20 protein-coding genes are annotated in these 26105 nt (G+C 35.8%); 4 read left to right on the forward strand and 16 right to left on the reverse strand.

Annotated elements, in window-relative coordinates; genetic code table 11:
* Positions 1-137: 137 nt before the first annotated feature.
* The 5 genes from H2O64_RS17270 to H2O64_RS17290 all read right to left on the reverse strand — a co-directional run bounded on the left by H2O64_RS17270 (position 138) and on the right by H2O64_RS17290 (position 7393).
* Positions 138-1436, reverse strand: coding sequence for a restriction endonuclease subunit S (locus tag H2O64_RS17270; protein ID WP_187563463.1), 1299 nt, complete (start codon positions 1434-1436; stop codon positions 138-140).
* Complete coding sequence (locus tag H2O64_RS17275) at positions 1433-3595, reverse strand: type I restriction-modification system subunit M (protein WP_187563464.1); 2163 nt, start codon at positions 3593-3595, stop codon at positions 1433-1435. Before H2O64_RS17275 ends, H2O64_RS17270 begins: the two co-directional genes overlap by 4 nt.
* 398 nt (positions 3596-3993) lie before the next feature.
* The gene (locus H2O64_RS17280) at positions 3994-5259 is read right to left on the reverse strand and encodes a DUF6161 domain-containing protein (RefSeq protein ID WP_187563465.1); all 1266 of its coding nucleotides are present in this window, start codon (positions 5257-5259) and stop codon (positions 3994-3996) included.
* A 183-nt stretch (positions 5260-5442) separates the two neighbouring features.
* Entirely contained in the window at positions 5443-5829 is a 387-nt protein-coding gene (locus tag H2O64_RS17285; protein WP_187563466.1) for an HU family DNA-binding protein, read from the reverse strand.
* 859 nt (positions 5830-6688) lie between these two features.
* Positions 6689-7393, reverse strand: coding sequence for a Bax inhibitor-1/YccA family protein (locus H2O64_RS17290; protein ID WP_187563467.1), 705 nt, complete (start codon positions 7391-7393; stop codon positions 6689-6691).
* Between the two features lie 1122 nt (positions 7394-8515).
* Between H2O64_RS17290 and msrB the strand changes: the two genes are divergently transcribed.
* On the forward strand, positions 8516-8959 hold the full coding sequence (msrB, locus tag H2O64_RS17295) for a peptide-methionine (R)-S-oxide reductase MsrB (protein ID WP_187563468.1): 444 nt from the start codon (positions 8516-8518) through the stop codon (positions 8957-8959).
* A 273-nt stretch (positions 8960-9232) separates the two neighbouring features.
* A complete protein-coding gene (locus H2O64_RS17300; RefSeq protein ID WP_187563469.1) occupies positions 9233-9532 on the forward strand; it encodes a GIY-YIG nuclease family protein in 300 nt (99 codons plus the stop codon).
* Positions 9533-9669: 137 nt separating this feature from the next.
* On the opposite strand, the gene bshA is transcribed toward H2O64_RS17300, so the two are convergent.
* The 11 genes from bshA to H2O64_RS17355 all read right to left on the reverse strand — a co-directional run bounded on the left by bshA (position 9670) and on the right by H2O64_RS17355 (position 22343).
* Complete coding sequence (bshA, locus tag H2O64_RS17305; protein ID WP_187563470.1) at positions 9670-10797, reverse strand: N-acetyl-alpha-D-glucosaminyl L-malate synthase BshA; 1128 nt, start codon at positions 10795-10797, stop codon at positions 9670-9672.
* An 11-nt stretch (positions 10798-10808) separates the two neighbouring features.
* Entirely contained in the window at positions 10809-13724 is a 2916-nt protein-coding gene (locus tag H2O64_RS17310) for a glycoside hydrolase family 3 N-terminal domain-containing protein (RefSeq protein ID WP_187563471.1), read from the reverse strand.
* An 812-nt stretch (positions 13725-14536) separates the two neighbouring features.
* Entirely contained in the window at positions 14537-16138 is a 1602-nt protein-coding gene (locus H2O64_RS17315) for a sensor histidine kinase (RefSeq protein ID WP_187563472.1), read from the reverse strand.
* Between the two features lie 173 nt (positions 16139-16311).
* Positions 16312-16482, reverse strand: a complete 171-nt coding sequence (locus H2O64_RS17320; RefSeq protein WP_187563473.1) for a hypothetical protein — start codon at positions 16480-16482, stop codon at positions 16312-16314.
* Positions 16483-16558: 76 nt separating this feature from the next.
* Entirely contained in the window at positions 16559-16735 is a 177-nt protein-coding gene (locus H2O64_RS17325; protein WP_187563474.1) for a hypothetical protein, read from the reverse strand.
* Between the two features lie 149 nt (positions 16736-16884).
* Entirely contained in the window at positions 16885-17370 is a 486-nt protein-coding gene (locus H2O64_RS17330) for an ABC transporter ATPase (protein ID WP_187563475.1), read from the reverse strand.
* 5 nt (positions 17371-17375) lie between these two features.
* The gene (locus tag H2O64_RS17335) at positions 17376-18014 is read right to left on the reverse strand and encodes a hypothetical protein (protein WP_187563476.1); all 639 of its coding nucleotides are present in this window, start codon (positions 18012-18014) and stop codon (positions 17376-17378) included.
* 10 nt (positions 18015-18024) lie between these two features.
* Positions 18025-18804: a (Fe-S)-binding protein gene (locus H2O64_RS17340; protein ID WP_187563477.1), complete on the reverse strand. Its 780-nt coding sequence runs from the start codon at positions 18802-18804 to the stop codon at positions 18025-18027.
* 36 nt (positions 18805-18840) lie between these two features.
* The gene (locus tag H2O64_RS17345) at positions 18841-20154 is read right to left on the reverse strand and encodes a (Fe-S)-binding protein (protein ID WP_187563478.1); all 1314 of its coding nucleotides are present in this window, start codon (positions 20152-20154) and stop codon (positions 18841-18843) included.
* Positions 20155-20182: 28 nt separating this feature from the next.
* The gene (locus H2O64_RS17350) at positions 20183-21151 is read right to left on the reverse strand and encodes an MlaD family protein (protein WP_187563479.1); all 969 of its coding nucleotides are present in this window, start codon (positions 21149-21151) and stop codon (positions 20183-20185) included.
* A gap of 64 nt (positions 21152-21215) precedes the next feature.
* Complete coding sequence (locus H2O64_RS17355; RefSeq protein ID WP_187563480.1) at positions 21216-22343, reverse strand: N-acetylmuramoyl-L-alanine amidase family protein; 1128 nt, start codon at positions 22341-22343, stop codon at positions 21216-21218.
* A 234-nt stretch (positions 22344-22577) separates the two neighbouring features.
* Between H2O64_RS17355 and H2O64_RS17360 the strand changes: the two genes are divergently transcribed.
* Entirely contained in the window at positions 22578-25295 is a 2718-nt protein-coding gene (locus tag H2O64_RS17360) for a putative LPS assembly protein LptD (RefSeq protein WP_235982920.1), read from the forward strand.
* A 62-nt stretch (positions 25296-25357) separates the two neighbouring features.
* Entirely contained in the window at positions 25358-25747 is a 390-nt protein-coding gene (locus tag H2O64_RS17365) for a Rid family detoxifying hydrolase (protein WP_187563481.1), read from the forward strand.
* The last annotated feature ends 358 nt before the right edge of the window (positions 25748-26105 follow it).

Raw genomic sequence — 26105 nt, forward strand, 5'->3', positions numbered from 1 at the left:
ATACTACTTTGTAAGATTTAAAGGAAACGTCTTTGCGAGACGCAGTCGTGGCAATCTCAACATCGCTATGCTATACAAAGAAAGCCGCATCGCTTACTCTTTGCAGTAACAAATGTATGTGACTGAGGCACTCGAAGTCATACTTGTAACTTCCCACTAATGAGCCGTGGCAACAGCAAATCACGGGTTTGTTGTAAGAGGTTGTTTTTTTCTCCTAATACTTGAACTTCTTCAAGCATTGGCGCTATGGTTTGTTTAAATTTTGTTTGAATAACTTCGGAAGGAACTAATACTTTTTGTGAATGTATAAAATCTTCAAATTGATAATTACTAATTCCTGTTGATTGTACTTGAAATATAGAAACTTCTCCCGTATAATATATTCTGTGAAAGAATTGATACAACAATACTGGTTCAATAACTGATTTATCTGCTCTAATTAATTTACAAAAACTAGCTGGCATTACTGGTTTCCCGTATCTATCTAATGCTTTTTGGGTTAATAAACAAGAGCGTCCAAGCCATTGACTTTCCGTTCCGCCTGAAACTTCAAATACAATATCTCCTTCTTGCATTGCTCGTGATGATAAATTTGACTCTGTATGATAACGAAGTACTTCTCTATTGAGATTACCTTTTGTAAATTTAGGAATATCAGTTCCTCGTATTACATACGCTTCTTCTGTAAACTTTCCTGTTTCTTCATCTTGTCCCCATCCGCCACCTATATAGAATGAAATTAGGTCGTTTAGTCGTTTCTTTTCCCAACCTTCCGGAATACCATCAACAATTGTACTATTTTCATAGTTAGGAAATCGCAAGCGTACAAACCATTCTTTGTAAAGCTCGGAAGCCATTTCTTCTAATAATGCAACGCGCTTGTTGTTATTTTCTATGAGATCATCATAGGCGGAAAGGATAGATACTATTTTCTGTTGGGTTGGTAATGGTGGCAATATAACAGGGAGTTGTCTAATATCTGATAAATTTAATAATGGGACAGAAGAACCTCTATTTTGTAATATTATATATTTTCTCATTTTTTCAGAAGAGAAATAGTAATATAAATAATAAGGATCAACCTTGTTATTATCGACTCTTATTCTTATTTGTTTATTTGAAATAATATATTTTGGAAATCTTGTATTTCTAGGAATGATGCCTATCTGCCCTAAAGTTCCAACTGCGGTAAATACTATATCATCAGACACAGTAGTACAGTTTCTTAATTCATAAGCCTTCTGATCAGTTATATAAACAAATCCATTATCAATAAATTTTTTCCGCGGGTCTTTCAAATTGTTTCCTCTAATAACTGGAATACCACTTTCTACAAAATACTTTTTACTAATTGAAGAACCAAAAGGCCCAGAAACTAAACCTTTCTTGTCATTTATCAATTTACCTAATCTAGTATGAATATTTACTTCTTTCATGATGAAATTGATTTTAGTTTATTCAAAACTTCATCTTCAAATATTTTTGACTTATCTGTTAAATTGGTAAATTCTTTTATTTTATCACTCATCTTCTTTTTAAATTCTTCCTCTGTTAGGTTGTCTTCTTCAATTTCCACGCCTACATAACGTCCTGGGTTTAAGGAATAATTTTGTTCTTCGGTTATTTCTTGCTTGTCTGCTAGTTTGCACAAACCTACCACATCTTGGTATTCCGCCTTTGGGAACCGTTGTTGCAACCACGCCATACACTCGTGGTAGTACGCCAGCTTGGTATATACTTTTTGGTAATTGTGTTGTGCTTTGGTTAGTGCTCTCTGCGGTGCTTCTTTAAAACAGGTATTCCAAACACTTTTGTTTTTTAGCTTTAGCTGCTTTTCGGCAAAGCTTAGCAAGGCTTCTAGTTGCTTGGTATAGCTTGCCAATTGGTGTTGATGTGTTTGGTGGCTTTGTGTTAGCGTAGCCAATTCAGTAGCCAATTGGTGTTGTGCTGTGTTGGCGTCGGCTAGCTTTTGTGTTTCGGTAGCTTCTATACCCGCAATGATTGCTTTTTGTAGTAGTTGTGCTTGCGGAAAGGCATCAGGGAAACTAATGGCAGTTGCTTGTAAGTCCTTCCATTTGGTGTTCCAATTAAAGTCTTCTTTCTTTTTTAGCTGTGCTTTTGTCCAATGTTGTTGGGCTTCTTGTAGGTATTTTTCAAGATATTCCGTTTGGTCTTGTAGTTTTAAAATATAGGCTTCCAAACTCGTTTCGCTTTGCATTACCAAAGGTTGCGCTGCGGAAAGGTATTCGTTGATGAGCGAAATGAAACGTTCGTTTTCGCCACGGTATAAACGGGTTATCATTCCTAAGTTACGTACCTGCTCTTCGGTCCATTCGCGTTGCGAACGGCTGATTTGCTTGTATACGTTGCGGGCATCTATAAATAGTATCTTGTCTTTACGGTCGGTATTGATTTTGGCTTTGTCAAAAAACCATAATGTAGCGGGCAAGGTTACGGTATAGAACATATTGGATGGCATGGTTGTCATTACATCTACCATACCAGCATCTACCACGCGTTGGCGAATGTCGTATTCAGAATTTCGTGCATCACTGGCAGAATTTGCCATCACAAAACCTGCGCGCCCTGTACTGTTGAGTGATGTTGCAAATAAACTTACCCAAAGGTAGTTGGCATCGGTAATTTTGTCTTCTTTTTTACCTTTGTTTTTGGGCAATCCAAACTCCGTAAAGCGTTTGTCTTTTTCTACGGTACTTTCTTTTACTGATTTTACATTAAATGGCGGATTTGCCATGACATAGTCAAATTTTCCAAATCCGTCATACGGATCTTCTGCATAGGAGTTGGCTTGCATAATGTTGCCGCGCAATCCGTTGACCATGAGGTTCATTTTGGCAAGTTTTACGGTATCGCCTGTTTTCTCTTGTCCGTATACCATGATATCGTCCGATACATTGCCATGTTTTCGTTTGCGGATAAACTCAGCCGATTGTACAAACATACCACCACTACCACAAGCAGGATCGTATACTCTACCTTTGTACGGCTCTATAACTTCTACAATAAATTTTACAACCGATGTTGGTGTAAAGAATTGTCCTCCTTTTTGTCCTTCGCTTAGCGCGAATTTCCCCAAGAAGTATTCATATATTTTTCCAAATACATCGCCTTGGGCATCTTCGGGAATGTTGGATAGTGCTTTGAGCAACTCAGGCAAAATGGTACGGCTACTTTTTTCGATGCGTGCGTACTCATCCTTGGGAAGTACGTTTTTAAATTTTTCTTCTTGGTCTTGTTCTATGCCTTGCATGGCAAGTTTTAAGGCATCCGCCATGCTTTCTTTCCCTGGCATATCTAGCAGGTATTGAAAACGGGCATTATCGGGTAAGTAAAAGCCACACTTAGCAATGGCAATTTCTTGTTTTGTTTTTTTGTTACGCGAAGTTTCTTGTGCTTTGTACTCTGTATCAATAGCATTTTCTACTTGCTTGTATTTGTTATCTGCATATTTTAGGAATATCAATCCTAATACAGGCGTAGCGTACTCGCTTGATTTAAGGTCTGAATTGGCGCGTAGGTTGTTTGCCGATTCCCATAAATTGTCTTCTAATTCTTTGAGTTCTTCTTGTGTCATTCGTAGGATTACTTTCTTTAATACAATAGTTGCAATTTACACAAGTATCTATAATAAGCTATACTGATTTATAATTTTATTGTGTAGTAATTGCGGTATAAAGATAGAAAAAAGTCTATAATTTGCCATAAAAACAACAAATTATTCACATATTATCTTACATTTTTTTGTGAAGCAGTGCGGTATCGTTGCACTTCTTTTTGGTTGTTTTTCTACTTGTATACATACATGCTCTACAGTTTCAAAACAAATTATGAAAAGTTAGCAATAACAGCTACTCAGCACTACTTATTTTCTACTCTTGAGTAAAAAAAATTCTAGACAAGAGCACAGAATAAGAGCACTTGAGTAGAAATATTTCTACTCAAGTGCTCTTATTATAATATATACTAGACTTTTTATTTAGTGATTTTCTCCAATATACCGCCAGGCATAGTTGGTGATGTATCAGATTTTAGCAAACCAGAGTCCGACCTACTGAATAGTGATTGTAAAACTAGGTGACGTTCTTTTTCGTCAATATTTTTGTCTTGTTTTAATGCTAAGTAGACATAAGTAAGTTGTTTTCGTTCTTCGGCATCACTTGCCAAATGATACGAACTAAACATCAATTTTGTAAAGGTGCGAATACCAAATGCCAAGAAAGATATTAGAGTAATAAATACAATAGACCACCGAATGGCAAGTCCTGTTTTTTCATAGAGTTCTTTTAGTGTTCCGTCGGATATGAAGTAAAGTATTAATGTGAGTAGTGTTATTGCAATTACCGAGCAACCAATAAGCCAGTATAGCCACTTGTTTCCTTCTTTACGTAATTGTATTGCTCTTTTGCTCCAATACTCTGTAGGTGCTGACAATTGTAGTTTTTTATCGTATAGCTCTTCTTTGTCAGTAATGGTTTGTTTGCTTTTTTCATCGAAGGTTTGGAATGCTTTTTGGGTTTTGGTAATCCATCTATCATAATCTTGTCGTTCAGTACGAAACCATCCTTCAAATTTCTCTGTGCTGCGACCGTCGAAACTTGTTAGTTTATGTTCTACTTTTTCAATGTAAGATTCGAATTCGCTTCTAAGTACTTGCAAGCTTTTCTTTTCTGCTTCGCTCCTTTTTATGTAGTCGTTTTCATTTCTTCGGAATTCATATAGTTCTTGTAGAAAGAAGAAGTCATCCGAGTCTAAATTTTCTATCTTTTCACCTGCTAAATAGCTAGCTGCCTTGTGTACTTTGCTTTCGTCTCTTTTGTGTAGGTTTGTCAGAAACTCTGTTGCAGCTGCATCATAAGTGAATATGTATTCATCATTATACGACTTTTGTCGTAGCATTATAATACCTGCTGTTGCTGTATCTCCATTATTATTAAATCTATCCTTATTTTCACGAAAATTATTATCTATAAACTTATTGAATAACTTTAATATTTCATGGAAGTATAATTTGGAGGTTTCAAAATATCCATTTAAATCTTCTTGACTGTCCCAACCTTTATATTGCTTTAGCACAAAGCGGTATAAATTGATAAAACCTTTTAATTCTTTGTAAACATTAGCTTGAGGATAGTTTGCGGTAGCTCCAAACATTTTAAGGTGTTCTTGTTTTTCTGCTGGTAAAGTATTTATTTTTTCTTTTAGTTCTTCTAGGGTAATATAATCATTAATAAGATCCATTGCGTGTTTCAGTGTTTAATCATGTGTAGGGCAAAAGTAAGTAATGTTACAACTACTATTCATTTACTTACTACTATTTCAGAAAAAACCTTTCAAATACTAGATACTGAGCATTAAAAAAAGCACTACTGTAATACATAATTACAATAGTGCTTGGCAATTCTCAATACTAAAACCTCAATACTAACTACTTGTCTTAGTATACTCTAATGTTTTTAGCATGTTTCGGAGTTCCTTTCCAGGACGATACCGCACTTTAGCACTTTTGATGTTGCTTGCGGTTACTTCTTCTGGTGTGTCCGATGGATCACTACTTACTGAAATGGAAAACATTCCTAATTTGTCTAAGCGGACACTACGCCCTTCTTTGAGTTCCCCTACGATGACATTTAACAAACCAATGATTACTGCATAGATATCATTTTGACGTACGGTGGAACCGTCACCTACCAATTCGGCAAGTCGGTCTATATCAACCGTTCCGTTATTAATAGCTATCGCATAGCTTTTTGGTGCTGCTAATAAATCACGAGGATTTTTACGCTGAATTACTTTAAATTTTACTGCCATTTTTGTTTCGATTTTGAATTAATAATAGTTTTAAAACACAGTACAGTACTGTTTGATGTAGTGAATCTCTATTATTTTTTTGAATCAAATACTATGGATAGTGATAAAACGAGGCAAATTCAGGCAAAACATCCGCACCTGATTGTGGGTTTTCTTACGGGTTCTCAGTGTTCAGTATTCAGTGTTCAGTGTTCAGTTTTCGGTTGTTAGACAGTTTTCCATTACGTCATTGCAAATGCAGTGAAGCAATCTCACTCTCGATATACTAGAAACAGACTGCCGCGTCGCATACTCCTCGCAGTGACGTATTATAGTCATAGATTCCTGCCTTCGCAGGAATGACAACAGAAAGATTAAGACTAAAAGCGAAGCGACCCAAAAGCGAAGCGACCCAAAAGCGAAGCGAACTTAATTTATCAATGTGAAAATTTGAAAATGTAACAATTACTAACCTACCAAAATACCAAGAGCGCAAGCGATACCAAAAGGCGAAGCCGCTACTAAGAGCGAAGCGACCCAACAGCGAAGCGACCCAAAAGCAAAGCGACCCAAAAGCAAAGCGACCCAACAGCGAAGCGACCCAAAAGCGAAGCAAACTTAATGTATCAATGTGAAAATTTGAAAATGTAACAATTACGAACCTACCAAAATACCAAGAGCGCAAGCGATACTAAAAGGCGAAGCCGATACTAAGAGCGAAGCGATCCAAAAGCGAAGCGATACTAAAAGGCGAAGCCGCTACTAAAAGCGAAGCGATCCAACAGCGAAGCGATACTAACAGGCGAAGCCGAGTCCTAAAACAAAAAACCGTTCTACACAAGTGCAAAACGGTTTTTAATATATTTTAAGAAAGTACTACTTACTCACTCATAAAGATACTCACAACATACCAGAATAGTAACATTAACGAAGCAAACAATCCTAAAGATGCTGCTACATACTGCTCTTCTTCGTATTTGTGCATCATGTTCGATGTTTGGTATAAAATAGAACCTGAAGCCAATACCACCATTCCTACGCTAAACCACAATCCTAAAGTAAATCCTCCGAAAAGTGTTCCTGCGACGATCAATCCGATGGCTAAGAAACTTCCAATAGTAATGATCGATTTCAGAAATGAAAAGTCTTTCTTCGTTACAAATACGATTGCTGTTAATCCTGCAAACAAAGCTAAGGTCATCACAGCAGCCTGACTTAAGATGTCTGTTTCTCTAGCGCCCGATATTTCAATCGCAATATAAATTAAGGGCACAAATATAAAAGCTTCCGCAATTACATATAAGAATAAAGCGGTATGATGTACTGTTTTATCTTTCGAACCTAATGCCATTCGTTCTACATGATTGGTGACAAACATAAATCCACCAAGTACTAGAAGCCATGTCCAACCTTGGATCATTTGCAGTCCAATATTTACGATAAAGTCTACTTGTAAAAAGAGGTATTCTACTAGTACAAATAGCAATACTGCAAATGCTAAGTAGGTATATGTTTTTTTATAGAAAGCAACTCTAGCATCTTCACCCAAAGCGCTAACTGGCAATATTTGATTAAATTCATTCATTGTGTTACGGTTTTTTTAATATATATCCAAATTTACTATTTAGTTTCGTCCCGTGCAATAGCCAAGTATGTAGAATGTCTGTTAATTGTTCGTTAAAGTGGTTTTTTGGTTGTTGGTATGTTGGTATGTTGGTATGTTGGTATGTTGGTATGTTGGAAATTACTTTTACATTTTACATTTAGCATTTTACATTTAATATTTCTTTGTTCTTTGTTTATTAGGTGTTCGGTTGTGAGTTGTGAGTTGTGAGTTGTGAGTTGTGAGTTGTGAGTTGTGAGTGAAATTAATTTTACATTTTACATTTAGCATTTTACATTTGATATTTGTTTATTCGTTATTCGATATTCAATATACTTTTACATTTTACATTTTACATTTAGCATTTAGCATTTAGCATTTATAATTTTACATTTGATATTTCTCTGTTCTTTGCTCTTTGTTCTTCAACACACTTTTACATTTTACATTTATAATTTTACATTTGATATTTCTCTGTTCTCTGCTCTCTGTTCTCTGTTCTCTGTTCTTTGTTCTTCAACACACTTTTACATTTTACATTTAGCATTTTACATTTAGCATTTTACATTTAATATTTCTTTGTTCTTTGTTTATTCGTTATTCGGTGTTCGTTATTCGATATTCGATATTCAATATACTTTTACATTTTACATTTTACATTTAGCATTTAGCATTTATAATTTATAATTTTACATTTGATATTTCTCTGTTCTCTGTTCTTTGTTCTTCGTTTATTCGATATTCAATATACTTTTACATTTTACATTTAGCATTTTACATTTGATATTTGTTTGTTCAAGGTTCAAAACTAAAAAAATTACATCTAACATTCATAATTCAATATCGTGATAAGAAACGTCTTTGCGAGACGCAGTCGCGGCAATCTCACCCTCGCTATACTACACAAAGACTGCCGCGTCGCATACTCCTTGTATGCTGAGCTAAGCCGAAGTACGCAATGACGCACTGAAGAATTCTGAGCGGAGTCGAAGACTACACATTTCCAAACTCATTAACACATTTCCAAATTAACACATCATCAAATTGGTACATTGGTACATTAAACACATTCTCCGTATCTTTACACCACAAAAAAAAAGAACGATGCTTACTTGGAAAGATATTATTCACCTCGCAACAAAAGGCAACAACAAACCTGATAGACGCGTTGAGAAAACAGAAGCCGAATGGATTGCACAGTTAACTCCTGAACAATACCGCATTACCCGCTTAAAAGGTACCGAACGTGCTTTTTCGGGTGAACATTGCAGTCGCTATGATCCGGGTGTGTATGAATGCGTATGCTGCAATACACCTTTGTTTGATTCTAATTTAAAGTTTGAATCCAGTAGTGGTTGGCCAAGTTTTACCGAGCCTGTAAAGGAGAATGTAATTGATTATATTAAAGATACCACATACGGCATGGTTCGCGTAGAAGTGACCTGCAGTACCTGCGATGCGCATTTAGGACACGTATTCCCAGATGGACCAGAACCAAGTGGTTTGCGTTTTTGTATTAATTCGGAGTCGTTGGTGTTGGGGGAATAGATTCTTGGGTATTAGGTGTTAGGTGTTAGGTGTTAGGTGTTAGGTGTTAGGTGTTAGGTGAAAATACTTTTACATTTAAAATTTAGCATTGTAATAAGAATATCATTGCGAATAATTCTCCTTTACGTTATTGCGAACATTATTGAAGTCAAAATATATTTTGATTGAAGATACCATGCGAAGCTATGAAGCAATCTCATTCTCGTAAAACCAGAAACAAGTTGCCATGTCGCGTACTCATCGAACTGACGAAAAATTATTATATTCGTTTTTATGAAGAATCCATGTGTCTACTTCCTAACCAATAAAAATAATACAGTCATTTATATTGGTGTGACTTCTGACCTAACTAAGAGAATATATCAACACAAATCAAAAACATATAAAAGTTTTACCTCTAAATATAACTGTGATATACTTGTTTATTTTGAAGAATTTCAAACAATGGATGAAGCCATCGCTAGAGAAAAACAATTAAAGGCTGGAAATAGAAAGCGTAAAGAAGAATTGATTAATCAAGAAAATCCCGAATGGAATGATTTGTCTGATGGATGGTTGTTTTATTTTGATTAATTCATTAACGTCATTGCGAGGAGTTTCGACGAAGCAATCTCAATTTCGCAATACTACAAACAGATTGCCACGTCGCTATCGCTCCTCGCAAAGACGGATCGAAAAAGCCTGAATTGCGGCGATTGAGCCTGTCGAAATCACGCCATCTCAAAAGCCTTCTGATAGATAAACTCATACACTGGTACAATTTTATTGATATCAAAAGCTAAGGCTTGTTCCTTTGCACCTTTTTTGAATTTTTCGAGTTCGGCGTCGTCAGTTAGTATTTTGAGTGCGTTGCGCGACATGTCTGCCACATCACCTACATCGCTTAAATATCCTGAAACACCGTGTACATTTACTTCTGGAATTCCTCCCGTATTGCTCGATATCACTGGAACCGAAGAAATCATTGCTTCCAAGGCTGCCAATCCGAAACTTTCGGTTTCTGACGGTAATAAGAATAAGTCTGAGAAGCACAATATCTTATCAACCTCATTACTATTTCCAAAGAAAATAACTTTGTCTGTAATCCCTAATTCTTCACAGAGTAGTTCGGCTGATTCACGCTCTGGTCCTTCTCCAACCATCATCAATTTGGCAGGAATTTCTTTTTGAATTTCATTGAAGATCAATACTACATCACCAATACGTTTTACTTCTCTAAAGTTACTCACATGCGCGATGATTTTTTCATCTTCGGTTGCCATCAAACTTCGTTGACAATCCGTAAATCCGTGATCGTACTTGGTAACATCTATAAAATTGGGGACAACATCTATTTCTTTCTTAATGTCAAATAAACGCAAGGTATCTTGCTTTAAGCTTTCCGAAACCGACGTCACTACATCCGATTTGTTGATGCTAAACGTTACTGCCGATTTGTAAAACGGATGACTTCCTACCAGCGTAATGTCTGTTCCGTGCAACGTGGTTACCATAGGAACGGTAATTCCTTCTTCTGCCAACATCTTTTTTGCCATATATCCCGCATAGGCATGTGGAATGGCATAATGTACGTGCAACAAATCAATTTCATGGAGTTTTACCATATCGACTAGTTTGCTCGACAATGCTAATTCGTACGGTTGGTAATGAAACAATGGATATTCGGGTACATTTACTTCGTGAAAGTGCACATTTTCGCTTAACAAAGCCAAACGAACAGGCTGTTTGTAGGTTATAAAATGTATCTCGTGTCCTCTATTGGCTAAGGCAATTCCAAGTTCGGTAGCGACAACGCCACTCCCGCCAAAGGTTGGATAACATACTATTGCTATTTTCAAATTAGTTCAGTTTACTCTTCAATTGCTTCGTATATGAGCTTTTGAATTTTGGTTCGTATATCAGTTTTTATTAGTTTCCTATTCGTCATCGTCGGATAGGTTCTGTTGGATAGGAATACATACACTAGTTCTTCATCAGGATCTGCCCATGTGTATGTTCCGGTGAATCCTGAGTGTCCAAAGCTATTCATGGAAACACATCCACAGGTTGGACCCACATCGCCCAATTGCGGTTTGTCAAATCCTACGCCACGTCTATTGTCTTCATGACAAAAGTAACAATTATTGAATTTGGCTATGGTAGCCGCATCCAAGTATTTTTTGTCGCCATAGGTTCCGCCATTCATATACATTTGCATTATTTTGGCAACATCATTGGCATTGCTAAACAATCCTGCGTGTCCTCCTATTCCACCTTGCATGGCAGCGCCCATATCATGAACGTACCCTTGCACAGTTTGGTTTCGATAGTAGTCGTCCACTTCTGATGGAACTATCATTTTTTTTGAAAATTTTTCTAACGGATTGTAGGTTGTGTTGTGCGCGCCCAAGGATTTGTAAAAATATTGTTGGGTAAGCGTATTCAAATCCAATTTGAGTGTTGTTTCTATATATTCTTTTAAGATGTAAAAAGGCAAGTCGCTGTACTTATAACGAAGGCGTTCTAGTAAATCGCTGTCAATGATGCGCTGCATGATGGAATCTTTGTATTCGTTGTTCATGTAGAGCCTGTGAGCGACTTTGATATTGTAGGTTTTAGATTTTTTACTGCTGTACCACTTTTTGTCTGGCTTTTTGGTCACACTGTCCAAGGTATTGATGTAGAAAGGAATCCAAGGTTTGAGACGTGCGTAATGCGATAGTATTTCGATCACTTTTATGGTATCTTTATTGGTACCTTTGAATTTTGGTAAGAGTGTTGCCAATTCTGAGTTCAAAGCTAGTTTTTTGTTTTCTTCTAGTTTCATGACCAATGGCAGCGTTGCCAATATTTTAGTCATAGAAGCAATATCGTAAATGTCATTGTCTTTTACTTTGCGCTTTTTCTTGTAGGTATGATACCCAAAGTTTTTATTGTAAATGATTTTTCCTTTGCGCGCGATTAAAAGTTGAACACCAGGTGCCATTTTTTCTGAGATGACTAATTCCGCTAAGGAATCAATACGGTTTAGTTTTTTGGAGTTGATTCCAACCGATTCGGGTAAATCATAGCCAAAACGTGGTAAGGTTGTGGTTTCAAATCCTGTACCTATAGGAAATACATCTTTGATTGCTACGGGCAATTTTCCTTGTGCCTTTAATCCTCCAAAGATGATTTGCGCTGAGATTTCTTGCGAAACGTCGCTGTTTTGATACGATACTAAGATGTTATCAATGTTGGTAAAGCTTTTTACTTTTAATAGACTGTACGGACTTGCAAAGACATCTAAAATGACCGTGTTGGTACGTGCGATTTCTTGCAGCCAAACAATTTCTTTATCTGTAAATTGATACGCTTCCCTAGGCGTTGCATCCGATTTGTGAAACCCAATGATGACTGTTTTATAGGACGCTAATTTTGCTACTAACTCTGCTAAGTTTTTTTCTTTGATGACTGTCACCGAAGCGTATTTCTGTAAGGTGTTTATAAAGGTTTTCCCGTCAGCATCGCCCATGGCAACATACGCAATGGTTTGTTGGTCTAAGTTTTTGAGTGGCAGTATATTATTGGTATGTTTTACAACTGTAATGGCGTGTTTTACCGCTTTTCGATGCAAAAGATCGTCTTTGACGGTGTATAAGTTTGCTCCGATAGAATCTACTTTTATGGCTTCAAGCGAAAACAAACCGTGCTTGAGCTTTGCTCTTAGTATGTTTTTTACTGAATATGCCAAGCGTTCTTCTTTGATGATGCCTAACATGATGGCTTCTTCAAATTTTTCTATGATGATAGGTACATTTTCTGGCAACAGTAATACATCATTCCCCGCTAAGAAAGCTGCCAATTCTATAGCGCCCACTTCTTTGTTTTGTGTGAGATTTTTTATGTTTAGCGCATCCGTAAAGATTAATCCGTTGAAACCAAGTTCATTTTTTAGTTTTTTAGTAATGATATTGTTTGATAAGGAAGCTGCTAAACCTTCTATTGGTTCAAGACTTGGCACTTGTACGTGTCCTACCATAATTCCGCCAATGTTGTTGGCAATGAGTCCTTTATACGGAGCTATTTGTATGCTGTCAAGATAGGATTCGGAAATTACAGAAGTTGGCAATTCGTCATCCGCATTTCTATGTCTGTCGCCTACACTTGGAAAGTATTTTGCCACCGCTATGGTTCCTGTACTTTGCAATCCTTTGGCAAATGCTGTTGCTTTGTTTGTAACATTCATGATGTCTTCTCCGTAGGAACGATTTCCAAGAATCATGTTGTCTGGTGCTATTTTCACCGTAGTTACAGGTGCAAAGTTTGCGTGTACGCCGAGTCGTTTGCTTTGTTCGCCGATGCGTTTCCCAATTTGTTCTATGATGGTATCGTTTTGAATCGCGCCAAGCATCATATTATATGGATAGCGGTTTGTAGAGTCGAGTTGCTTGCCCAAACCCCATTCGACATCCATAGAGATTAGCAACGGAATTTTAGAGAGTTTTTGAAATTGATTCGTCAGTGTTGCCTGTTGTGTTGGATTCCCTTGAAAAAACGTGACGCCACCCACATGGTATCTCATGATTTGTTGTTTTACACGATTGTCATGCGCTAATCCTTTGTTAGAATACGCCGCAATGGAAAATAGTTGCCCGATGCGTTCTTTGGGTGTCATATTATTATAGACACTATCGACCCATTTGTCCTGTGCTGTATCGTTTTTTGTATGGAATGGATGCGATTGTTGTGCGCCTATTATGAAAAGGGAAACGACAACAAGTACAAGTGTACTGTATTTATTCATAGGGTAAAATCTCTTTCATTGGTATGCTTCGAGTACCTCAGCATACAGTTACTTCAATAGTTAAAATCAGTCATTGCGAGAATTTTTTAAAAATTCGTGGCAATCGCTTTCATTTATGGGAGTTCCGAAGAAAACACTTTGAGTGCCTCAGTGTTTCTTCGTCAGGCTATCCACTGTATCTTTTTGCTTGTTCTCGATACAAATTTGCTTCGCAAATTCACTCGAACTGACGCAAAAAGGATGCCGTTTCTATCCTTAACTCGAATATAGATTAAATGTAAAGACTTTCGCGCATACAAAAAAAAGTCTTGTGCTGTTTTTAACAAGAATTTTTAATGTTTTGATTTTAATGTTTCTTAAAACGTATGAACCAACCGCAGAAATGGATTTAAAAACACACTTTATTGCATAAAAAAAGAGACAATCTGAAAAGTTTTAGAAGGCGTCATTCTGGACTTGATTCAGAATCTCATTACACTGATTTTCAATGATGATGAGAAACCGAATCAAGTTCGGTTTGACGAAATTTTGACTTTTAGACAGCCTCTTTTAAAGTTTAATTAATTATTCCGATTATAAATCTCATCTACAACCATAAACTTATAGATTTGATATCCACAGAATGATCCTATTGTGTTTCCACAAAGTACTCCTGTAGTTCCACCGCAGTCATTGGTTTCAAAACAAACATCTGTTCCTGCATTAAATTAAGCGATACAAAATAGCACATCGCTATACGTTGAATTGTCATCTTTGAAAGTATCTAATTGGATAGATACAGATGTGTACAGACAGGCTTTTGCACATAAAACTTAGCGTGAAAAGCTATCAGGCAATGGTTTGAAATGGATTTCAAACGCTTTTTCAGGAGTTCGGGTATATTTTAGTGTACCACTCAATTGATCTGTGAGTATTTGTATTAACTGCATCCCTAAAGAAGTTGCTGTTTCAAAATTAAAATCAGCAGGCAATCCAACCCCATTATCTTTGTAGATGAGTTTGTAATATTCATTTTGTTTGGTAATTGAAATATGAATACTGTTTTTTTGGTGTTCTTTGAAAGCGTGTTTAAATGAATTTGTGATCAATTCATTGATGATTAACCCTAGATTGGCTGTTGTGTCTCCATCAAAGATGAGTTCTTTGTCAATATCGATTTCTTTTGTCAAGTCTAAATCCTTGTTGCGCACTGTATCTTCTATAAAGTTAATTAATTGTGCTATGTATTCATTAATTTGAACATTTTTTAATGTAAGATTCTCATATAGTTTTTCATGTACTAATGACATGGATTTGATTCGGTTTTGACTATCGCGGAGTGCTCTTTTTACATTTTCATCTTTGTATTCATCTTCTTGTAGCATTAGAATACCCGAAATCATTTGCATATTGTTTTTTACTCTATGATGTATTTCCTTGATAAGTGTTTGTATGTTGCTAAGGTTCGCTTCTAGTTCTTGATTCTTGGAAATAACAATTGCGTTGGCTTCTTGTAGATTTTTATTAAGCACTTTATTTTTCAAAAATTGATGCAATACTAAAAATAATAACATAGCAACCACACCAAACCATACGTATGAAATATAACTAATGTTTTTACTAATGGTTTGTGGCTTTTTGTAGGCGCTCCCAACTTTTAATTTTAATCCAAATAATTGAACTGTTGAGTATATAAAGTCTTCTTCTTTTACCTTAAATTTTTTGTAGTATTCAGCATCTCTAGCTGTATTGAAAATTTTAGATCCATCATAAATAGCTTCTCGTGTTAAATCTATAGAGTCATTGATTAAAAACTTATGTACATACACATCTTGATCGTTGCTTTCGTAAAAATACTCCAACAAGTACTTTACATTTAGTATTGGTGTTACATAACCTACAACTTCACTATCACTATTTTCGGCTGAAAAGTTAAAAGGAAAACCCGCCCAACCTTCTCTAAGATTGATTGGCGTAAATAGTTTTATAGTCTTGCTTTGCATTAAACGATCTAATTCATCAATTCTTTTTTGAGATTTAATCGATTTTACAGAAAACCCTTTTAAGTTATTCGGATCTATTTTTTGAGGTGTGATTACATATTTAAATACATGATTTGTATCGATGTAGTTGATTAATATAGAATCGTTGAATTTTATTTCTTTTAAAAAGTCATTGAGATAACTCTGTAATTGAATCTCCGTAGGAAACTGTTCGCTGTTTTTTATATAACTTTTTAGAGATGACACTAAAGAGGCATATACTTCTATTCCAGCTTTTGCATTTATCGTAGCATCAGTGTGTGCTTTGCTTAGTTGTGCATCAACTTTTTGTTGCTCAAGCGCTTCATAGTTATTTAATATGTTATGCAATAAAAATCCAGTTATTGCTAAAACAATACATACACCAACGTAATATTTGAAACTTTTAAACATGTAATAATGATAATTTAAGGGGAAATTATACCTACAAATATACGCGTTTAAAAAAAAGCCTTGTTCTTTACGAACAAGGCTTTCTACTTTTATCCAACTAAAGAGTTAAACATCTTTAAAAAATGCATCCTTATAAACATATTGAAGCCAGATAAAGTTTAGATATACTATTATTAGTGTTGTGGGCAAGGCCATTCTCTGGTTACTCCTTGACAGTTAGAACAGGTTTCTTGCAAGCCTGTACAAATATCTGTTTTGGCTCCTCCTTTGATTTGTGTCGATTCTAAGTTAGATACTGAATTCTTCCCTAAAGTTAACTTTACGTTTAGATTTCTTTTTTTCATGATCCCTTTTTTTAGTTATCACAAAAATAAGCTATTTGATAATCAATCCTTTACGGTTTTCCCTTACGATATTAAATCACATCGTACCCTGATTGCACGAACCGTGACAAGATTCTAATTCGCTGGTTCCACACTTGGGAGAAGTTCCGCCTGTTCCGAATCCGCCAAATAATTGTCCTGATTTCGCAGTTGCTTGCAAGCTAGAAATTAAAGTCTTTTGCAAACTGATTTTTTTGAATGCTCTCTTTTTCATGATTGTGTTTGTTTTGGTTTATACCATAAGATACTAAATAAACATACAACCCAAAACTTCAAAATCTTACAAATTTTATGATAAGAGTAGTTTATACAAAAAAAGGCAAGCCGAATAGCTTACCTTTTATATAGTGATGTAGTGTGTTTTTAGTTTAGGAAACGTCCGTGCCAACTGTCGCGTGCAGGAACTTCCCAGTTTTCTAGGAAATCTGCTTTGGTGGTGACTAAGTTGTTGAATACGATTGTATTTGCCGTAACCGACTTGTCTTTTGCCATTTTACGGAAGTCTTTTAAGTCTTTGTAGGCTATGTATTCACCTTGCTTATAAGACACGTTCATTTTGTCCATTAAATCAACATTGTATTCTTTTTCTAGTTGTTGAATGAAACGTACAGACGCATCAATGGAACAACCTGTTGCCGCTTGTGCTTCTTGATCTACCGCAATGATAATGAAACGTTTGTATTTGATTTCAAAGGAAGCTTGTAAGTCACTTCCGTGTGCTGTCCACTGTGTGATAAAACTAGATAGTTTCGCTTTGATTTCTTCTAGTTCAGTTTCACTGAATGATCTGTTTGCTTGGTAAATCCAAACTTTAGCTTCATCCGAGATTGTATTAAATTCTACGAGCATTTTTTTTAGTTTAGGACTTCTAGTTTTCTTAGTACTTTATAGGTACGATAGTCTTTGAGCTTTGGATCGTACATTTCTTTGCTTTCATACGAAACTTTCATCTTGCTTTTTTTGAGATTTTTTACATCAGAAAGCAATTCTTGTCCTTCAAAGTATTCCAACCAAAGTAGTTTGTATTCGCGTTTGTTTTCACCTTTGAATGTTACGATGTTAAATTGATCATTGGTCAACTTAACCACATTCCCAAGTACAGCCGTGTTGCTTCCTTTGCTTGGCGCATTTGATTGCTCTTTGATTTCATCTTCTATCAAGTCTTTTGCAAATACCATAAACGTATCTGGGCAAAGTTCCAACATTTTGAATCCAATTTCTTGCCCTAATACTTCTAAAGAGTTTGCATCATCTAAAGAAACAACCAAGTATTTATCCAATCGGTCTTTGTATTTTCCGTACGATTTCATCATGCATAACCCAAGTTGTATTTCTACTTCTTCTTTGGTTAATCCTTCTGAACTTTTTTCACTTACACATTCACAAACTTCTTGTGTCATTTCAGTAAGTACCACATCTTTAGTGTCTTTTTTGTCTTGTGCAAATCCTATGGTTGCAAAACATAAAGCGATTACTGTTATTATTTTCTTCATCCTTATTTTTTTATAAATCTTGTGCATTTGCGATCAACTCCGCAATGTCTTGCACGATCACGCTGTCTTCTTTTTCTTTGTTTTTGATTCCGTCTGTCATCATGGTGTTACAGAATGGGCAACCTGTCGCAATGATGTCTGGCTTTACTTCTAGTGCTTGTTCTGTACGCTCTATATTTACTTCTTTGTTTCCAGGTTCCGCATCTTTAAACATTTGTGCGCCACCGGCACCACAACAGAGTCCTTTTTTACGGCAGTTTTTCATTTCAACCAATTCCACATCTAACTTGCGAATGAGTTCACGCGGCGCTTCATAAACATCATTGGCGCGTCCTAAGTAACAAGGATCATGGAAAGTGATTTTTTTCCCTTTGAAACTTCCACCTTCAATGGTCAATCGTCCATCATCTAGTAATGATTTTAGGAATTGTGTATGATGCATCACATCATAATTTCCTCCTAAGGATGGATATTCGTTTTTGAGCGTATTGAAACAGTGTGGACATGCCGTTACTACTTTTTTGATGTCGTAAGCATTCATGACCTCAATGTTGGTCACAGCTTGCATTTGAAATAGAAATTCGTTTCCAGCACGTTTTGCAGGATCACCAGTACAACTTTCTTCTGCACCAAGAACCGCAAATTCTACATTTGCATTGTTCAATATTTTTACAAAAGCTTTTGTTATTTTTTTGGCTCTGTCGTCAAAACTTCCTGCACAACCAACCCAAAATAGTACTTCAGGTTGTTTTCCTTCGGCCATGTATTCTGCCATTGTTGGTACTTTCATTGTTGTATTTTTTTAAGTTGTAACTTTATTTTTTGCTTAGTTTTCGTCTTTCCAATTGAGTCTGTCCATTTGATTGTATGGCCAAGGTGCTCCATTGTTTTCAATATTCCCCATCATTACGTTTAGTTCCGTTGGTGCAGCCGATTGCTCCATGACTAGGTATTTACGCATTTCCATGATAATGGATAACGGATCAATACTTACAGGACAGGCTTCTACACATGCGTTACATGAAGTACACGCCCATAGTTCTTCCGTAGTGACATAATCATTTAGTAATGATTTGCCATCGTCTACAAATTTGCCTTTGTTAGCGTCAATGTTTTTCCCAACTTCTTCCAGACGATCTCTGGTGTCCATCATTATTTTACGTGGCGATAGTTTTTTCCCTGTTTGATTCGCTGGACATTCGCTTGTACAACGTCCACATTCAGTACAGGTATACGCGTTCAAAAGTTGAACCCAATTTAAGTCTTGCACATCCGAAGCGCCAAATTTTTCGGGTTCGCCTTCATCTTCTCCTTCAGCTGGTGCCGCAAACGGATCAGCATTTGGGTCCATCATTAACATCACTTCTTTTGTTACATTCGCATCGTTTACAAATTCGCCTTTAGGCTGTAAGTTCGCGTACCATGTGTTTGGAAATGCTAAGAGAATGTGTAAGTGTTTTGAGAAGTATAAGTAGTTTAGGAAAACCAAGATTCCTGCAATGTGCAACCACCAAGCAGTTTTCTCAATGATATGCGCCATTTCTATGTTACCTTCAAATAAAGGATATAGGTATTGACTGATGACGTTTCCAACGCCTGCTTCTTGAAATTTCACATCTGCTGCATTCATGACGATGAATAAAGTCATTAATACGACTTCAAAGTATAGAATGATGTTTCCATCACTTTTTGGCCAACCTTTCATTTCGGCACTTAGGAAACGTTTTAGTTTGATTACATTTCTACGAATCCAGAATATAATTACAGAGATTAATACCGCAATTGCCAATACTTCAAAGGTTCCGATAAGGAAACCGTATATACTATCTGGTAAGATTTTAGTAAATACTCTGTGTGTACCAAAGAGTCCGTCAATAATGATTTCTAGTACTTCAATGTTAATGATTACAAATCCTACATAGACAATGATATGAAAGAAACCTGCAATAGGTCTGCGTACCATTTTGGATTGTCCCAACGCAATCATTCCCATGTTTTTCCAACGTTGTGATTTGTTGTCAGATCGATCTACATCTTTTCCTAAGTTTATGTTTCTAGATAGTTTTTTGACATTTTTCGCAAAATAACCTACGCCAGCAATTAGTAGTATGGCAAATAGAATGTTTGGAATGTACTCCATGGGTAGTGTAACTTTAGATGGTTATGCTTTAGTTTTTCTTTGGTGTATTTTCTTCTTCTCCTTCTTTCGCTTTTTCGTATTGCTTTGCTTTTTTTCCGAATAACGAGAAGTGTACGTATCGTTTTGGATTCAGTTTCATGTCTTCCAATAATTGCTCCATTTGTAAAGATGCGCCTGTAAGATTGTTATACAGTTCTTCATCTTTTAATAGTTTCCCTACTGAACCTTCTCCATTTTCAATTCCTGCAATGATGTTGTCAAACCCTTCAATGGTTGATTGTAATTGCTTCATGGTTTTGTTGATTTCCAGTTTGGCTAACGAATCTGATACTTTAGAAAGGTTTGCCGTTAGGTTGTCAACATTGGTAAAGGTATTGTCGAGTTTTTCTTTGTTACTATCTAACATCGTATTTAAGGTGCCCGATGCTTTTTTGAAGTTTGCAATGGTGGCGTTGAGTTCTTTGATTCCGTTTTTGATGTTGTTTCTAGATTCTGTGTCTAATATTAAGTTGACAGAAGTTATGAGCGAATCTGCGCTGACAATCATGTGTTCTACCTTTCCTTGCAACGGAAGTAATTGATTTTTGAAAGCATCAACCATTCCTAGTTGGGTTTCCGTTTTGAGTGTATCACCCGAAACTGCCATTTCTGCGCCGTCTTGTTTTAGTAGGATTGCTAAGTTTTTTCCGCCGAGAAATCCACTTTCCTGTAATTGCAATAAGCTGTTTTTAGAAAATTGGAAGTCATGGTTTATAGCTAGCGTAACTAATGATTTTCCTGATGGTTGCAATTGTATGTCTTGCACTTTTCCGACTTTGTAACCGTTGATTAAGACTTTGGTAGAAGGAACTAAGCCGCCAACATTATTGTATTCTGCGTAGAATACTCTGTCGGTAGATAATATTGATCTTGACATTAGGTAACTAATTCCGAAGTATAAGAGGACTAGTGCGGTAATTACTAGCAATGCTGTTTTAATTTCTCTGGATATTTTCAATTTTTTGGGAATTTGTGAACTTCACAAAATTAAAGATTTTTTTACTAAGAATACGTCTAATTTATTATTGTTTTAGCACTTCTGTCAAGGATACCTTTTTTCCTTTTTTGTAAGCTACAACATAACAATCACTGTATCCTTTGCGAATGGCTTCTTGCTTTTTGCGTTTTATTTCTTCATAATCAGAAGTTTTACCATAGAAATAACGGTATATGCTTCCTGCTTTTTCTCGTGAGATTTCTTTTAATCCTTTGAAATTATATGATTTTGTTGGAATTTTTTTAGAACTCGCAGATAACTGTACTTTAAAGGTAACACCATTGTAAACTCTTGGAGTTACTTGTTCTTCATGATTTATCACAATTTCACTCGATGTATCCGCATGCAATGAAATGTATTTTTTTATGGCATTGTATAAAGATTGCGTCATGATTTTTTTACCCTTTTTAGAGTTTAAAAAATCTTCTTCTTTTTTGTGCGTCAAGAAACCGAGCTCTACCAATACGCTTGGCATGTATGTTTTGGAAAGTACCCAAAAACCTGCCTGTTTTACGCCTCTGTCCTTACGTTTGGCAGTTACTTTGAATTCTTTTTGAATGTAACTTGCAATTTCAATACTTTGATCTAAGTATTCTTCTTGCATGAGAATGAGACTGATTAAGGATTCTGGTGAGTTTGGATCGAATCCTCCGTACGTTTCTTCGTAATTGTCTTCAAGTAAGATTACCGAGTTTTCACGTTTGGCAACTTCGAGGTTTGCTTTGTTTTTACTTAAACCCAATACAAATGTTTCTGAGCCATACGCTGTAGTCCCAAATTTTTTGCCATTTCTCCCAGGTTGCGCATTGCAATGTATGGAAATGAATAAGTCTGCTTTTTTCTTGTTCGTCACAATAGCGCGTTGTTGCAACGTTGGATACGTGTCTCTTGTGCGCGTGTACACTACTTTTACATTTGGAATTTTTTCCAGCATTTTCCCCAAAGCCAACGAAACATCGAGTGCTACGTCTTTTTCGGTGGTTTTATAACGTCCGGTTCCGGGAGTTCCGGTATCGCCGCCGCCATGTCCGGGATCGATCATGACTACAAATTGTTTCTTCTTCTTCGGAGGATCTTTTTCTACATTTCCATTAGAAGCTGTTAAAAAACTAATAGTTAATAATAGGATCAGCACTGAAAAATATTTCTGCATATATTCGATTTTCATTCGTTTCTGGTGTAATAATGATTATTGTGTGTTCTTTATTGTGTTAATTATGATTAATTTATCATAAATCTATGATAAAAATACACAACTAGGTTTGGCACTTCAAATATTGAACCATACTTTTACGACCTATATTTTAAACGAAAATATAAAAGTTACTTGACTATTCATAAAAGAAATCTTTCTTTTGTGAATTATAACGAATTTTGATTAAAACCTTTGCAGACAAAAAAACATTACATACTTACGCAGCTACTACTGTTATTGATTAGTTCGTTTGCTATTTCACAAGAACTTCCAGAAAGGAAGAAGCTTCCAATAAAGCCTATTCAGGAAATGGATACGTTAAAGGTAAGCCTGAAAGATTCAATCAAAATAGGAACGCGAAAAGTTAGAGATACGATTAAGAACGATTCTATTCAAAAAGATTCGGTTCCGCAAAAAGCACCTGTATTACTGGATTTGGTAAAATACAAATCGAAAGATTATGTAAAAATTAGCCAACGTACGAAGCAAATTTATTTATATAATGAAGCCGAATTGTATTATCAGGATACAGAATTAAAGTCGGGAATTATTATTTTAGATTATGAAAAGAATGAAGTATATGCAGGTCGCTTGAAAGATTCGGCAGGTGTATATTCGCAACCTCCATACTTTAAACAAGGAGATAATATTGTTGAACCCGATTCGATTCGATTCAATTTTGATTCTGAAAAGGCAAAGATCTGGAATTCAAGAACCGAACAAAATGGGACTCAGATTTTAGGAGAAATCACAAAAAAGGAAAACGATTCTGTAATTTTTATTAAGAATGCAAAGTTTACCACTTCTAAAGATATTGACAATCCTGAGTATTATTTTTTAGCACGAAAAATAAAATTAGTACCTAAAAAGAAGATTGTTTCTGGGTTTACAAATTTATACATCGCAGATGTTCCCACACCCATTGGCTTTCCGTTTGCGTATTTTCCTTTGACAGATGATAGAGCTTCTGGATTTATTTTTCCAACGTTTGGAGAAAATAGCAGTCGTGGATATTTCTTCCAGAATGGAGGTTATTATTTTGCCATTAGTGATTATTTTGATCTCGCGCTACTCGCCGATTATTATACGAATGGGAGTTATGCCTTTCGGGGAGAAACCAATTATGCGGTACGTTATCGTTTTCGAGGGAATTTAAGTGTGCGTTTTGAAGCATTGATCAACAGTCAGCGAGGTTTTCCCGATTATAGTAAGTCTAATATTTATAATATTCGCTGGTCGCACAATCAAGATGCCAAAGCAAATCCGAATTCGCGATTTTCTGCTTCGGTAAACTTAGGGAGTAGTAGTTTTTATCAAGCGTCTATCAATCAATTGAACACGCCAAATTTCTTGAATAACACCTTAAATTCTTCGGTTTCGTATTCAAAGACATTTCCATCCTATCCATCGGTAAATGTTTCGCTAACAGCCACACATTCACAAAATACAAATACGGAGAGCATCAACCTTACCTTGCCGACATTGCAAGCAAGTGTTGAACGTATTTATCCGTTTGCGCCAAAAGATGGAGCAAAAAAAGGAATTATTCAGAATATCAACTTTCAATATAATTTGAGAGGAGAAAACAGAATTAATACGACAGATTCTTTATTTTTTAAGAAAGAAATGTTTGAAGATGCAAAAATGGGTATGCGACACAGTATTCCTGTAAATACAAACTTTAAATTGTTTAAATACTTAAGTGTAAGTTTAGGTGGAAACTATGATGAAGTTTGGGATTTTAAAACCACCAATCGTACGGATGCAACACTTGATCCTAATGATACAACAATGCAAATAGCTTCCGTAAAAGATACGATTAGCGGATTTGATTCGTACAGAACATATAATTTTAGTACAAGTATTGGTACAACGCTTTACGGAACGTTTACGCGTGGTGAAGATCGAAAAATTCAAGCTATTCGACATACCATACGACCTTCTATTAGCTATAGTTATAATCCTGCATTTGATCAGTATTATGATACGTATATTGTAGATGCTGAAAATGGTACAATGCAAGATTATACCCGTTTTGAAGATGGACTTTTTGGAGTGCCAAGCAGAACGTTTGCCAGTTCTATTGGAATCAATGTAGCCAATACACTTGAAGCAAAAGTACGCTCGAATGATTCTACACAAACCGAACCTAAAAAGGTGATGTTATTGAATAGTTTTAACTTTTCTACGAGTTATAATATTGCAGCCGATTCTTTGGCTTGGGCACCTGTGCGTGTATCAGGAAGTACGCAACTTTTTGACAATAAGATGAGTGTAAACTTTGGCGCCAATTTAGATCCGTATTCTATTGATAATCAAGGAACACGTATTAATAAGTTTAATATAAATAATGGCGGAAGTTTATTCCGTTTGACAAGTGCCAATTTAACACTGAATTATTCGATCTCCAGTAAAAGCTTGGATGGAAAAGAAAGGAAAGATTCCGATAATACACGAAGCGGTGGACGTGATGATGATTTGTTTGGTCGTGCACAAGATTTCAGTAATAGTGATTCATTTGGCAATGATGACGATGAAGATGACGAAGAAAAAGAAGATGTAGAAGCCTATAGATCCAAGATTCCGTGGGATTTACGTCTTGCCTACTCCATGACCTATTTGAATAGTAATCGGCAAAACGAAATTTCCAATAACTCACTCATGTTCTCTGGAAATGTAGAGTTGACACCACAATGGAAAATAGGAGTTTCTTCGGGGTATGATTTTAAGAATAAAGGATTTACGTATACACAAATGCGTTTTGAACGCGATTTGAAGAGTTGGCGAATCAATTTTAACTGGGTTCCGTTTAGTTCACGAGCTTCATGGTATTTCTTTATTGGAATTAAAGCATCTGTTTTACGTGATGTGAAGTGGGAAAAACGAAGTGAACCGGATAGACGATTGTAAGAGTTTAGAGTTTAGAACTCTAAATCAAACAATCAGCAACTAACAACCAATAACTAAAAAATATGTCAAAACAAATCATCTCAACACCACACGCGCCAGCACCAATTGGTCCATACAATCAAGCAATTTTAATTAACGGAACTTTATATACTTCTGGTCAAATTGCGATAGATCCTAAAACTGGAAAACTCGTTGAAGGTTCTATTGAAGTAGAGACAAAGCAAGTTATGGAAAATATGAAAGCTGTTTTAGCGGCAGCGAATATGACTTTTGAGAATGTAGTAAAATCGTCTATTTTTATAAAAAACATGAACGATTTTAAGAAGATTAATCCTGTATACGGTCAGTATTTTGATGATGCAACTGCGCCAGCGCGTGAAACGGTTGAAGTTGGAAACTTACCAATGTATGTAAATGTAGAAATTTCTATGATTGCGATACAAGATGCTTAATAGACACTACTTTTCAAACTAAAAAAACCTCAGAAAACAATTGTTTTCTGAGGTTTTTTTGTGAATACTGTTTCTTTTAACAAGGCAAATAGAAAGTCTCTGTCTTCGTTCTATAACAAAGTCGTTGACCTAATATACAGGTATCCTCACACAAAAATAGTATTCCACCTGCGATACCATTTTGTTCTTTCTTACTCAGTTCTTTTACATTTTCAATTTTTAGAATTGTCTTTAACATGATTTTGAATTTTTAGTTAATATTTAATTGCGATTATACTGCCAATACTTGCTCGTTATCCTAGCAACCATCAGTATCTAACGTATTGCACTAAAAATAACATTGCAAATATTGTTACTT

It is taken from the genome of Kordia aestuariivivens, from assembly GCF_014397005.1.
Classification (GTDB): domain Bacteria; phylum Bacteroidota; class Bacteroidia; order Flavobacteriales; family Flavobacteriaceae; genus Kordia; species Kordia aestuariivivens.

Excerpts from the sequence above, each read along its gene's own strand:
- H2O64_RS17300 (WP_187563469.1), top strand. The coding sequence starts at position 9,233 with ATGAAGAATCCATGTGTCTACTTCCTAACCAATAAAAATAATACAGTC.
- H2O64_RS17355 (WP_187563480.1), bottom strand. The coding sequence starts at position 22,343 with ATGCAGAAATATTTTTCAGTGCTGATCCTATTATTAACTATTAGTTTT.
- msrB (WP_187563468.1), top strand. The coding sequence starts at position 8,516 with ATGCTTACTTGGAAAGATATTATTCACCTCGCAACAAAAGGCAACAAC.
- H2O64_RS17290 (WP_187563467.1), bottom strand. The coding sequence starts at position 7,393 with ATGAATGAATTTAATCAAATATTGCCAGTTAGCGCTTTGGGTGAAGAT.
- H2O64_RS17365 (WP_187563481.1), top strand. The coding sequence starts at position 25,358 with ATGTCAAAACAAATCATCTCAACACCACACGCGCCAGCACCAATTGGT.
- H2O64_RS17280 (WP_187563465.1), bottom strand. The coding sequence starts at position 5,259 with ATGGATCTTATTAATGATTATATTACCCTAGAAGAACTAAAAGAAAAA.
- H2O64_RS17310 (WP_187563471.1), bottom strand. The coding sequence starts at position 13,724 with ATGAATAAATACAGTACACTTGTACTTGTTGTCGTTTCCCTTTTCATA.
- H2O64_RS17275 (WP_187563464.1), bottom strand. The coding sequence starts at position 3,595 with ATGACACAAGAAGAACTCAAAGAATTAGAAGACAATTTATGGGAATCG.
- H2O64_RS17340 (WP_187563477.1), bottom strand. The coding sequence starts at position 18,804 with ATGAAAGTACCAACAATGGCAGAATACATGGCCGAAGGAAAACAACCT.
- H2O64_RS17330 (WP_187563475.1), bottom strand. The coding sequence starts at position 17,370 with ATGCTCGTAGAATTTAATACAATCTCGGATGAAGCTAAAGTTTGGATT.
- H2O64_RS17325 (WP_187563474.1), bottom strand. The coding sequence starts at position 16,735 with ATGAAAAAGAGAGCATTCAAAAAAATCAGTTTGCAAAAGACTTTAATT.
- H2O64_RS17320 (WP_187563473.1), bottom strand. The coding sequence starts at position 16,482 with ATGAAAAAAAGAAATCTAAACGTAAAGTTAACTTTAGGGAAGAATTCA.
- H2O64_RS17335 (WP_187563476.1), bottom strand. The coding sequence starts at position 18,014 with ATGAAGAAAATAATAACAGTAATCGCTTTATGTTTTGCAACCATAGGA.
- H2O64_RS17270 (WP_187563463.1), bottom strand. The coding sequence starts at position 1,436 with ATGAAAGAAGTAAATATTCATACTAGATTAGGTAAATTGATAAATGAC.
- H2O64_RS17315 (WP_187563472.1), bottom strand. The coding sequence starts at position 16,138 with ATGTTTAAAAGTTTCAAATATTACGTTGGTGTATGTATTGTTTTAGCA.
- H2O64_RS17285 (WP_187563466.1), bottom strand. The coding sequence starts at position 5,829 with ATGGCAGTAAAATTTAAAGTAATTCAGCGTAAAAATCCTCGTGATTTA.
- H2O64_RS17345 (WP_187563478.1), bottom strand. The coding sequence starts at position 20,154 with ATGGAGTACATTCCAAACATTCTATTTGCCATACTACTAATTGCTGGC.